Annotated in this window: 5 protein-coding genes; 1 reads left to right on the forward strand and 4 read right to left on the reverse strand. The window is 62.3% G+C overall.

What is annotated here, in order from left to right:
- Positions 1-62 precede the first annotated feature (62 nt).
- Entirely contained in the window at positions 63-3,320 is a 3,258-nt protein-coding gene (locus tag ACZ48V_RS08150) for a M16 family metallopeptidase (RefSeq protein ID WP_464538255.1), read from the reverse strand.
- A gap of 689 nt (positions 3,321-4,009) precedes the next feature.
- On the opposite strand from ACZ48V_RS08150, the gene menE reads away from it, so the two are divergent.
- Positions 4,010-5,479, forward strand: a complete 1,470-nt coding sequence (gene menE / locus ACZ48V_RS08155) for an o-succinylbenzoate--CoA ligase (RefSeq protein WP_464538256.1) — start codon at positions 4,010-4,012, stop codon at positions 5,477-5,479.
- Positions 5,480-5,519: 40 nt separating this feature from the next.
- Here menE and treS read toward each other — a convergent pair whose 3' ends face one another.
- From treS to ACZ48V_RS08170, 3 genes are all read right to left on the reverse strand, one after another.
- Positions 5,520-8,915 (reverse strand): maltose alpha-D-glucosyltransferase, encoded by a 3,396-nt coding sequence (gene treS / locus ACZ48V_RS08160; RefSeq protein WP_464538257.1) that lies wholly within the window; start codon positions 8,913-8,915, stop codon positions 5,520-5,522.
- A 232-nt stretch (positions 8,916-9,147) separates the two neighbouring features.
- Entirely contained in the window at positions 9,148-11,124 is a 1,977-nt protein-coding gene (locus ACZ48V_RS08165) for an alpha-1,4-glucan--maltose-1-phosphate maltosyltransferase (RefSeq protein ID WP_464538258.1), read from the reverse strand.
- Positions 11,125-11,182: 58 nt separating this feature from the next.
- The gene (locus tag ACZ48V_RS08170; RefSeq protein ID WP_464538259.1) at positions 11,183-12,328 is read right to left on the reverse strand and encodes a transposase; all 1,146 of its coding nucleotides are present in this window, start codon (positions 12,326-12,328) and stop codon (positions 11,183-11,185) included.
- Positions 12,329-12,489: the final 161 nt, after the last annotated feature.

The raw sequence follows: 12,489 nt of genomic DNA on the forward strand, positions 1-12,489 counted from the left end.
CCCGGGCGAAGCGGAGCCCTGGGGTCTTTCCCCGACCCAGGGCCAGCCCGCCCAGTCCTGGATCAGTCCAGCTCCAAAAGCATCCGTTCCTCATCTGAAGCGTGCGTGCGGATTGTGTCGAGCGGGCCGAGTACGGTAATCGTGATGTTTTCGGGATCCAGGTAGCGCCGCGCGGCCGCGTTGGCCTCCTCAACAGTGACCGTCTCCAACGCATCACGAAACGCCGCATCCCCCGCATAGAAGTGCATGTATTGTGGCGACTGATACGCGAAGCGCCCAAAGAGCGCCTTATGCGCCATGCGCGAGGCCGTCTTGTGCGGCGTGTCGTACGAGGCAGCGATATTACCGGCGAGGTAGGCCGTGCGCGCTCGCTCCAACTCCTCCTCGGTCACGCCGTCCTCGTACATTGCCTCGATTTCTTCAAGCGCCAGGCGCACGCCCCGCGCAATCGTCTCGGGATTTCCGCTAAACCGGAATAGATACGGATTGGCCACGCCCTGTCCCGGCTCCACCTCGCCGTAGAGCGCCGACGTAATGCCCGTCTCAACGCGCAACAGCTGCATCATCCGCGAAAGAAAGCCACCGCCTGCCAGATTGTAATGCATCAGCTCCAGCGCGGCATGGTCCTCAGGCAGGCCCTCGATTCCGGGAAACCCGATCATGACGTGCGCCTGGCGCGTCTCCAGCTCGTCGGTAACCACCATGCGTCCTGCTGCAGGCAACGCCTCCGGAGCATCCACCGTCGGTTCAGCTTCCGGGTCGGCTTCTGAGCGGGACGTGATCTGCAGCGCACGTGCCACCTCTTCCGCATCAATCGCTCCCGACACCGCCCATCGGAGCGACGACGGAGCGTAATGCCGGTTGTGGAAGACCCGCACCGCCTCCCGATCAATCGATTCAACCGTCGCGGAGGTCGCAAACCGGGTTAGCGGATGATCGTCGCCATACAGCGTCTCCAGAAAGCGCTGGCGCACCTGCACCGAGGCTGCCCCACGGGCGCGGTCGGTGGCATCAGCCAGCCGGCTGCGCTGCTCGGCAACCGCAGCATCAGGAAAAGCCGGCTCCACCAGCATCGAGCCCAGCAGTCCGATCAGTTCAGGCGCTTCTGCTGCGGGCGCGACCAGATGAAACTGGGTCTGGTTCTCGTCGACCTCCACCGTGATCGACGCGCCCAGCGCGGTCAGTTGCTCGTTGATCGCCTCTGCAGGCATCGCGGGCGTGCCACCATGACGCACCGCCTGGGCCGTCAGCGCTGCGAGTCCGCCCTGACCGGCCGGGTCGTGTCGCGTCGAGGCATCCACATACGCGGTGGCCTGCACCATGGGGAGCAGGGCGTTCTCAACCACATACGCCTCCGATTCAAGAGGCAGGGCGACCCGGTACGCTTCGGGGTCCGGGTACGTAAACGGCGCAACAGACACGTCGAGCTCCGAGTGATGCGCCACCGGCAGCGCATCGGCAAAGCGCGCCGGACGTGTGGCGGCCATCCACGGCGGGCTGTACCAGGGCTGCTCGGCCACCGCCCGCACGTCCACAGGAAATGCAGAGGGATGCGACACGTCGGTTGTGTCCACCGCCCGTTTCGATGCGGCCTGACGATGCACCTCGTTCCTACGCAGGTGGCGGTCGCCTTCTGGAGCCTCGCTACCAGCTTCAACGCGATACGCGGTGTCAGGACGGTCTCCGCCAGGGCGCAGTCCCGGACGCTCTCGGTCGTAGGTGGTCTGTGCCGCTGCGGTGGAGGGGGCGGCATCGTGCGCATCGAGAGCGTGGGCCGATTCTGCCGCCTGCTCATCTGTCGCCCGGCGAAGCACCCCGATTGTGCGCATGTCAGGGGCAAAGTACCGCCCCACGACGGCGGCAAGCTCTGCCGCTGTGACGGCGTTCCACAGATGGGGCAGGTCGTTGTAGTAGTCCCAGGTGTGGATTGCCTCCATGCTCCCTAAGTGCACGGCACTTGGCCCGATGGCCTCGAAGCTGCGCGCCATGTCGAGGCGAAGGCGCTGCGCTGCGCCGCGCAGGCGAGCGTCGTCTACAGAGCCTGCGGCGAGGCGATCCAAGACCGCAAAAACCTCACGTTCCACATCCGCGAGTGCCTCGTTGTTGGTGGCTTCGACGCGGATCGTAAAGTGCGATGGGTACTTCGAGCGCCAGGTTGACGCCTCCGCCGAAACTGCGACCCCGCTGCTTTCGACCAACTGCTCATGCAGTAGCCCCGCCTCGCCCCGAAGCAGCTCCGCGAGCACGTCGAACGCCGGACTGTCGTCATGACCGACTGCAGGCATGGGTACGTGTACAACGAGTGCCGGACCGGCATTGGCCTCCACGGTGAGCCGTTTTTCGCCTACAGGCACCGGCTCAACGGTACGCAGGCGCGGAGAGGGGCGCCCGGGCTGCCAGCCGCCCCAGTACCGCTCGGCCAGGTCGAACACCGTGGTGGCCTCCACGTCGCCGACGATGGTGATGATCAGGTTCTGCGGGATAAAGTGCTCGTGGAAGATCTCCCAGTGGTCTTCGCGGGTGGCCTTCTCCAGATCGCTGAACCAGTGAGCCCACCCGTACGGATGCGCGTCGTATGTCATGGAGCGCAGCACGCGTTCAAACGGGCCATCGGGCCGGTTGTCCTGGCGGCGAATCTGGTCAACCACGACCTCGCGTTCCTCCTCAAAAAACCGAAAGACCGGATGCTCGATGCGGCTGCGTTCCATCCACATGAACGTTTCCAGATTATCGGCAGGCAGGTCGATGTCGAACTTCATCCAGTCGCGTCCGGTCGAAGCAGTGAGTCCGGTGCCGCCCGCACTGTGGTAGACGATGTCGAAGTCAATGGCGCTGGCCATCGCGTTTTGCTGTGCGGCAAGTGCGTTGTGGCGCTGCTGCAGCGAGTCGAGCCGCGGGGTGCGGCAGTCGCGCTCGATCTCTGCAAAGACACTTCGCTGGCGCATGCAATCCTTCAGACGGTTCTTTTCGTCGTTCACTGCCCGGTTCAGATGCTCTACCTCGCGTGCGAGGGCATCTTCCGTTTCCCAGTCGTCGGTGCCTGTACGGTCGGAGCCCATGAACAGGAAATGCTCCAACATGTGGGTCAGGCCAACCGTGCCGGGACGCTCCGCGGCGATGTCAACCTGGTAGAACGTGCGTGCCCCGACGCGGTCGGCGGCCTCGCGCTCCCAGACCAGCACGGTGACGCCGTTGTCAAGTACGTTCTTCTGGGCATCAATCTGCAGGTCCTGCGCAAGGGCGGGGGCAGGGGAAAGGAGGGGGGCCAGTAGAACGAGAAGGCTGCAACACGCAGCCAGTGAAGCGTAGCGGAAAGCCATAGGGCACAGAAAGAGGGTGGCAGGCAGAGCGTAGGGAATGCGCGGTCAGCGAAGCAAGTATGCGGACCTGGCACTACGTAGATTAACGTACAATCAAGAAGTGATTAAGTGCAAGCTCCCCACTCATGAAGGTAGGAAGTCCGAGTCTCCGAACCGGCTATTGTTGCCGTGAGCGAAGATCCGGGATCTTTATGGGGCGAAGGACCACCCCGCCCTTCGGCCCCTCCTTTCCGGCTGCGCCGGTAAGAGGGGAATCTGTAGCGAATAGGTCATGCATGGAGTCAGGGAAGCCCATCAAGTTTACCCATCTGCTTCCACCACAAGTCCTCCTGACACCGCAGGCAGAAGGATCTCAGCGTCCCCGTACCCGTCTGGCACACACCTGCAGGCACAGCGCGGAGCGGGTTGCCATAGTGGGACGCGAAGATCGCCAGGTCCGTCGCTCGCGCTTCCTCCTCGCGATGACAACCTCGGAAGAATCCCTCGCCTTGTCGTTGCGAGGGCGCAGGACGACGCAATCTCACGCGTTGCTGTTCGGGGCGGGTTGCCATGGTGGGCGGGCTGCCATGGTGGGGCACACAGAAGAGCGAACCGACGCTCCGAGCCGCAGCGTTTTGTGAGGTTATCGCGACTGATGGAGCGTAGCGGCTGTTTCTGCGTGCGTGTATGCCCGCTTACCTGTACCCCCAATGCCTCAACCGACCATGGTTGCCCTTCCGTGCCCTGTTGCGCTGAACGCACGTTACCGTCCCGCAGCGCCTGCTGTAACGAGCACCGACCAGACGTGGACATACGCGGATCTGGAGCGGCGCATCCGCAGGGCCCAGCATGTGCTGCAGACCGATCCGGAGCTGGCGGGGCGCTACATCGGGATGCTGCCGCGCCGCACGGTGTCGACGGTGGCGTGGCTCTGGGCATGCTGGCGCGCGGGGCGGTGTGTGGTGCCTGTGAGCCAGCGCTGGACTCCGGAGGAACGCGCCGATGCATTGGACATGGTGGGCGCGAGGGTCTGCCTGGCGGAGACGAGCGACGCGCTTCCCGAGACGGCCTCCTGCACCGTGCATCCGATTGGGCTTGAACCGCGACCGAATGCCAGCAGGGCACGACGCTCCGCATCCTCCAGAACCATACCGGTACAGGCTTCGTGCTCGCAGACCATTAGCATGCAAGGGGATGCGACCGTGATCTTTACGTCGGGTAGCACGGGGCGGCCCAAAGGGGTGGTGCATGCGTGGCGGGCACATCTGTACAGCGCACGCGGGGCCGCCCGGATGCTGCCGCTGCGCGCTACGGACTGCTGGGCACTGTCGCTGCCGCTCTACCACATTGGCGGGCTGGCGATTGCGATACGGGCAGCACTTGCCGGGGCATCGGTTGCGATCCTGGATGACCCGGTGCGCGACTGGGCGGTGCGACGCATCACGCATGGCTCGCTCGTGGCTACGCAGCTGAAGCGCGTGCTCAGCGCCACCGATGGCGGTCCGCCCCGGGTGCTGCGCGGGCTGCTCATCGGGGGCGGACCGGTGCCCGAGGCGCTGCTCGACGAGGCACACGCCCGCGGATGGCCCGTGCACACCACGTACGGATCCACCGAGATGGCCTCACAGATTACCACCACGCCGCCGAACGCCCCCCGCGAGGTGCTGGCGACGGCGGGACGTGTGTTGCCCTATCGCGAGGTGCGCGTGGGGCCGACGGGTGAGATCCTGGTGCGTGGGGCTACGCGCTGCCAGGCGTACCTGACGCCCGAGGGCCGCTACTGTCCATTCGATGCGGACGGGTGGCTGCCGACCGGCGACGTAGGGCATGTAGACGAGTCTGGCTTTCTGCACGTTACCGGGCGGGTAGATCATCAGTTTATCTCGGGCGGGGAGAACATCCAGCCGGAAACAGTAGAGCGTGCGCTGGAGGCACTGCCGCAGGTAGCACGTGCAGCGGTCGTGCCCGTGCCTGATGATGAGTTCGGGCAGCGTCCGGTGGCGTTTGTGGAGCCGGCGCCTGGAACGGCGTTCGCGCCGGGCTGCTACCGGAGCGGACTGCAGGGGCGCCTGGCCCGGTTTAAGCATCCCGACCGCTACCTGCTCTGGCCCGACGACCTGCCCCGCTCGATGAAAGTCGACCGGAGCGCCCTGCAGGCGCGGGCCCTCCGGCAGACGTAGCGTTCAGCAGCGGGGACGGAGTCTGAAGAGCAGAAAGCCCTTACGACCGGGGCGACGACGCATCGGAAAACGACGATGCCTCGCGTTCGTCGGCGGTTGCGCCGTTCGTGAACGCCTCGGCGGCTTCGTTAGCGGTGCTGAGCAGGCGCTGCAGTCCGCGTAGCGGCAGCCAGGCCCACGACGGGCGGTTGTTGAGCTCGTAGCGGACTTCGTAGAGGGCTTTCTCAAGGAGGTAGGCCCACAGGTACAGATAGCGCGACTCGCGTGGCATCAGGAAGTCGTCGTGGTCGGCGGTATCGGCATAGGCATCCAGGAAGGTGACGTTGAGCCACCGGAGCAGGGCGTTGACCCAGTCGGTAGCGTGCGGGTCGTCGCCGTCGTAGCGTTTCCAGGAGGAGAGCACCGCGTATTCGAGGGAGCGGAGCATGCCAGCCACGTCGCGCAGCGCGTTGTAGCGCTGGCGCCGCTCTTCAAGCGAGCGGGCGGGCTCGCCTTCAAAGTCGAGGATGTAAAACTCCCCATCTGCCCGCAAGATCTGCCCGAGATGATAGTCGCCGTGCAGGCGAATGTGTGCGCAGTTGGTGGGCAGGTCTTCAACCGACTTGAGCTGCTTCTGGAGCGCATCCCAGTCGATGTCGACATCCGGCGCGTTGGCGCCTTCGAGAAGGGAGCGCGTCTCTTCGGCTTCGTCCCAGACACGCGTGTAAAGCTGCTGCCCGATATCGTCGGGGGCAGGCACCGGCTTGAGCGCGTTGGAGGTGCCTTCGGCCAGCGTCTGGTGCATCTCGGCGGTACGTACCCCGAGCATTTCGGCGAGAGAGAGCAGCTCGGGGGCCACGTTCTCCATCCAGACCGGCGGGTGGAGGTCGTGCGTGGGGCCAAAGAACGGGGGACGCGTGGCATCTTCTGGCAGCGGGGTCTGCGCTACCCGCTCTAAGAACCGGCGCGAGGACTGCAGCGCGTACGTCCAGCCGTCTACTTCCGCGGGCAGGGCCTCCTGCACCACGCCCAGCGTGTACGTGTCGTTACCATGGCGGAAGTCGATCGTGCCATGCAGCTCCGGGGTGAAGCTGAAGTCGTGCTTGGTCAGGTGATCGAGGAGCTCTTTCTCCGGGTGTATACCTTCTTCGAGGCGGCGATAGAGCTTCACAAAATGGCGTCCGCCCACGACAGCAGACGAATTGCTCTGCTCGCCCGAGAAAAGGTGAATCGTTTCCGGCTTGGCCGTCTTTAGCGTGCTGGTGCGTTCGGCCTCGTACACGCCCTGCAGCGAGCGCCCGCGCCCGTCATCGCTCCACCAGCGGTAGAGCGTCGTCCAGAAGTCGCTGGTGACGCTGGCGTCGTACACGAGCAGGTGCTCGTCTTGGGCGTCGGTATTCAGCCAGATAATGCCGGCATCGGGATGCTCTTCGAGGAGTGCATCGCCCTCTTTGCCGGGAAGCGTCGTGAGCGGGAGGGTAAACAGCTCGGAGCTGTCGCCGCGATGCACACGCAGGATAGAGAGGTAGACGACCGGGTCGGTATCGAGCCGGAGCGCATCTTCGACCTCAACACGGTCGATGCGCTTGCTTTTGGATCCGAACCAGCGCTGGGCCTGCAAGAACTCGGGGAGCTCTTCCGCAAAGCGTTCGGGATGTTGCCCCCGCGCCATGGTCGGAATCAGCACGTTCTGCAGACCTTCGCTCACCGAGAAGACCGGCAGGTTCGAGTTCATATGAGACGTCTCGGAGGGCTCGGGCTCTGACAGGTCGCGACGATCGAGTTCCTCTTGCGAGACGAGCTTGAACCAGTAGAAGCTATGCGGGCTCAGCATCACCGGGTAAGGCGATCCGTCTTCAAAGGCGGGGAACGCGGACTGTCCGAAGAGCTCCACGGGCACCGTATCCGCAAAGGCCGAATGAGGCGGGAGCTCGACCGGCTGGGCGTAGCGCGACAGGTTGGCGCATACGAGAATCGACGTACCTTCGTGCTCGCGCACAAACGCCAGGATGCTTGGGTTGTCGACCGGGAGCAGCTCGAACGAGCCGCGTCCGAATACCTCCTTGTGCTGTTGGCGCAGCGCGATGAGGCGGCGCATGAAGTGCAAGAGCGAGTGCGGGTCGTTGTTGGCATCTTCCACGTTGACCACATCGAACGCATACTCGCCCCGGTTGATTGGCGGCATGAACAGCTTATGATGCGGTGCGCGCGAGAAGCCGCCGTTCTTGTCGGGGCTCCACTGCATAGGGGTGCGCACGCCGTTGCGGTCGCCCAGGAACGGATCGTCGCCCATCCCGATTTCGTCGCCGTAGTAGATGACAGGGCTGCCTTTGAGCGAGAACAGGATGGCGTTCATCAGCTCGATGCGTTTGCGTTCGCCTTCAAGCAGCGGCGTAAGGCGGCGCCGGATGCCTACGTTGATGCGGAAGCGGTCGTCGGCGGCGTACTCGTTGTACATGTAATCGCGCTCCTCATCCGTCACCATTTCGAGGGTGAGCTCGTCATGGTTACGCAGGAAGATGGCCCACTGTGCGTCGTTGGGGATGCCGCGGGTGCGTTCGAGCATTTCCACGAAGGGACGCCGGTTTTCGCGGCGCAGTGCCATAAACAGGCGTGGCATGATGGGGAAGTTGAACGCCATCTGCACCCCCGTACTGGTGCCGTCGTCGTCTTCGCCAAAATAAGGCAGCGTATCTTCAGGCCACTGATTGGCCTCGGCCAGCATGACTTTGCCGGGTCCGTAGCGCTCTTCGATCGCCGCGCGCAGTTCCTTCACGTACGCGATGGTCTCGGGCAGATTCTCGCTGCTCGTGCCCTCCCGCTGATAGAGATACGGCACCGCATCCAACCGGAGCCCGTCAACGCCCATGTCGAGCCAGAAGAACATGACTTCCTTCATCTTGGCCCGCACCTCGGGGTTGTCGAAGTTCAGGTCGGGTTGATGGCTAAAGAAGCGGTGCCAGTAGTATTTCTGCGCCTTTGCGTCCCACGTCCAGTTTGAGTCTTCGGTATCGGTGAAGATGATGCGGACGTCCTCGTACTTGTCGTCCGTCTCGCTCCAGACGTACCAGTCGTGCTTATCGGACGCGGGGTTGCGCGCTTCCTGAAACCACGGGTGCTGGTCGGAGGTGTGGTTCAGCACCAGTTCGGTGATGACACGCATGCCGCGGTCGTGCGCCTCTTCCATAAACGCCTTGAAGTCGTCAAGGTCGCCATGAATCGGGAGCACCTTGAAATAGTCGGCGGTGTCGTAGCCGTCGTCCTTGAGCGGACTCTCCAGAAAAGGCAGCAGCCAGAGCGTGTTTACGCCCAGGGCATCCAGGTAGGGGAGCTTCTCGCGCAATCCTTCAAAGTCGCCGAAGCCGTCGTTATCCGAGTCATAAAATGACCGCACGTGCAGCTCGTAGATTACGGCGTCTTTGTACCACAGCGGATCGGAGAGAAAGGAGTCGGGCATAGAAGCACGTAGGTATACGAATGAATACAGCAGGTAAAGAGGGATGCGAAAGGCATGCCTCTGCATTGCGGGCGCGCAGGCTGATGTAGCCAGAGCACGCCTGAAGCGTGGCTGTCGGTAGCGCGCTAATGGGGCACGTTATCAGGGCACGTTATCAGGGCACGTTATCAGGGCATGCTCACCAAAGCAACGCTATCGCAGACCAGTAGCAAACCAGCTACCGGTAAACCCATCAGGGGTGCGACGACGATTCAATGCGGAAGATGTGTGCGGGTTGTTCGGGGGTAAGGTGCAGAAAGTGCTCATGTCCGCTCCACTCATAAGCCGCCTCGTTCAGCACGTCGTGCACGGTAAACCGGTGGGTGGGCGCAATGTGTAGCTGTTCGGGCGAAGCGACCAGTTCGCCGTACTGTTCGTGGTAGGGATCGAGGCTAACCACGACCAAGATGGCATTGTCATCGGTCCATTTCACATAGGCGATGAGCCGGTCGTTTCGTGTTTCCAGGAACGTGATATTGCGCATCTGTCGGAGCGCCGGATTATGCTGACGGGCACGGTTCACGCGCTTCATGAATGGCTGCAGCGAGGTCGGGTCGTTCCAGTTCCACGTCCGGATCTCGTACTTTTCGTTGTACGCGTACTCCTCGCGGTCGGGATGCTGGCGATTATCGACATGCTCGTAGGGCGGTCCGTACACGCCATAGACGGGCGAGAGGGTAGCCGCCAGCACGAACCGGCTCTTGTGCTTGGGGCGTCCGCCATGGGCGAGCTCGTCATGGAGGATGTCGGGCGTGTTGGGCCAGAAATTCGGGCGGTAGTATTCGGTCTTCTCGGTATGGAAGAGCTCACGGGCGTAGTTCTCCAGCTCGTGCTTGGTGTTGCGCCAGGTAAAGTACGTGTACGAGTTGCTGTAGCCGAGCTTGGCTAAGCTATACATGGTATTGGGCCGGGCAAACGCTTCCGCCAGCACGATGAGCTCCGGAGTTTCTTTGCGAAGCTCGCGCAGGCACCAGGTCCAGAACGGCATGACCTTCGTGTGCGGATTGTCGACGCGGAAGATCGTGACGCCCCGCTCGATCCAGAACTCAAACACGCTTTTTAGCTCCATCCAGAGCGCCTGCCAGTCGTCGCACTCAAAGTTGAGCGGGTGCACATCTTCGTACTTCTTGGGCGGGTTCTCGGCATACCGGATCGAGCCGTCGGGGCGCTGATAGAACCACTCGGGGTGCTCCTCGATGTACGGGTGGTCGGGCGAGCACTGAAACGCAACGTCGAGCGCGACCTCGAGGTCGACCGCGTTGGCGGCATCCACAAAGCGCTCAAACGCCGCCATGCCACCCAGTTCGGGGTGTACGCTCTTATGTCCCCCACGCGACCCGTCCTCCAGAAATCCGCCGATCGCCCAGGGACTCCCTACATCGCCGGGTTCGGCAGTAGGGGCGTTGTCTTTGCCTTTGCGGTTGGTCTCGCCGATGGGATGGATGGGAGGGAGGTAGACGATATCGAACCCCATTTCACGGATGCGCGGAAGCAGCTTGGCGGCGTCATCGAACGTGGCATGTGCCTCCGTCGGACTGGCCGAGCGCGGAAAGAATTCGTACCATGCGGCCTCGCGTGCCAGGCGCGGGTCTACAACCAGTTCGTGGGCCGGGCTGCGCGCTTCCATGTCGCGAGGGGCATGCGCGCGCACCACCGCAAGCAGGTCCGGGTTCAGCGCCCGGTCGATGTCGCCCGCCTCAAACGCCGCAGCAGCAGTGCGGAGGCGCTCAGCCACGTGGTCGTCTGCTGTTGCATTGGCCGTGCGCCGCAGCAAGGCCGCTCCATCGTGCAGTTCGCTATCGATCTCTTCCTGGGGCGAGCCGCCGGTGACGCGCCGCTCAAACTGGTCTTGCCAGGTGCCAAAACGGTCGAGCCAAGCACGCACCTGGTACGTGTAGTCGCCCAGCTGCGTCGGAGTAAAGGAGGCGGTGTAAGTGTCGTTGCCTACCGGCTCAAGCCGCACGGTGTGGACCGTGTCGCTGCTTACGTGGCGATAGGCCAGCTCAGCTGCGATCTCGTCGTGGCCGTCCACAATGATGCCAGTGCGCACCGTTACAGATTCATTCTGGATGCGCTTGATGGGCCAGCGTCCCCTGTCGATGACGGGCTCAACCCACGGAATCATAATGCGCGACCAGGTATCGGGAAGGGAGGCACTTGATTTGGACATAGGCACAGTAGAGCGTGTAAGAGAGCGTATGAGGAGTGGCTGATGTATCAGTTAGGAGTTACGCACTTGAGGGTAGGATGTAAGTTGGATCCGTCAAATAGGCCCGGATGGCCTCCCGAATGATGGCCGTTTTTGACTCGTAGAAGCTGATCGCTGTCTCCACGCGGTGTAGTTCCAGCCGCAAAAAAGCGCGGATCGACATCTGAATGTGATTGTGCTGCGCCTGGATGCTCTGGCATTGCGAGCGCTCGGCCCCACAATATTGCTTGAGCCTGCGGTGATAGGTCTCTACGCCCCAGGCGCGGCGTGCAAGCTGCTTGCGCTTCGCTTCGGGCATCTCCAAGTCGTTGGTCGCCCAGTATTGCAGTTTTTGCGTGCCCCCATCTTCCGCGTTGGCATCTTCCGCGTTGGCATCTTCCGCGTTGGCATCTTCCGCGTTGGCATCTTCCGCGTCTTCGTCTGTGGAGACGGTCCGGAAGACCTTGACAAAGCCGAATCCCTTCAAGTGCACCGTCCGTCCCGCTTCGGGAATGGTAATCTCCTGAATCTGTCGGTTGAAGGTGTCGTCGGGATTGACTTTCCGGTTTTTCTTCAGCCGCGTGAGAAATGTCCATCCCAGATCTCGAACCGTTTTTAGGTTGTCCAACCCACTGTACCAGCTGTCGAACAGGACGTGTTTGGGCTCAAACCCTCGTTCAGCGGCGGTGGCGGCCATCTCACGAAAGTGCTCGTTCTTCGTCTTCCCGTCTTTCTCGTAGAGACGAAAGTCACAAGGCACGTGGGGCTCCTGCTTTTCTTCCTCCAACTGCCCTTCTTCCAACTGCTCCTCTTCCAACTGCTCAGGCAACGACGGATTCGAGGAGCCCCGCCACAGAAGCGTCAGTAAATTGATGCCTTTGACCACATCCTTGTGCTTGCCGCTCCAGTGCCAGGTAACATGCTCAATCTTGTTGGCGTAGGGCTTATCCAACGTCGTATCGTCGAAGATCAACAGTCCCTCGTCTTTTTCCACGACCGGCTCCGCTTCCTGCCACAACGCCTCCGTATCTGGAGGCCGTCTCTGCAACAGGCGGGTGAAGGCGTCGTGCGCCGGAGCATTCTTCCCTTTGGGATACGAGCGGGACGCTTCGGTGCAGGTAAACTCCTTCTGCGCGGCAATCAGAAAGTGGATGTAGTCGAGGTCGTCGACTTTGGGAGGATTCATCGGGAGACCTTAAATCGGCATTGTAAAGCGTGGATAACTTGAAACTACAAAAATTATTAGGCAACTGCGTAAGTCCTATCAGTGTAAGATAACCAAAAAATGGGGACGTATGCCAGCGGTCTTTGAGCGAATTGAACGGTTTCTGGGTACGACGTGCATTT

This window comes from Longimonas haloalkaliphila (genome assembly GCF_055379825.1).

Excerpts from the sequence above, each read along its gene's own strand:
- ACZ48V_RS08165 (WP_464538258.1), bottom strand. The coding sequence starts at position 11,124 with ATGTCCAAATCAAGTGCCTCCCTTCCCGATACCTGGTCGCGCATTATG.
- ACZ48V_RS08150 (WP_464538255.1), bottom strand. The coding sequence starts at position 3,320 with ATGGCTTTCCGCTACGCTTCACTGGCTGCGTGTTGCAGCCTTCTCGTT.
- menE (WP_464538256.1), top strand. The coding sequence starts at position 4,010 with ATGCCTCAACCGACCATGGTTGCCCTTCCGTGCCCTGTTGCGCTGAAC.
- ACZ48V_RS08170 (WP_464538259.1), bottom strand. The coding sequence starts at position 12,328 with ATGAATCCTCCCAAAGTCGACGACCTCGACTACATCCACTTTCTGATT.
- treS (WP_464538257.1), bottom strand. The coding sequence starts at position 8,915 with ATGCCCGACTCCTTTCTCTCCGATCCGCTGTGGTACAAAGACGCCGTA.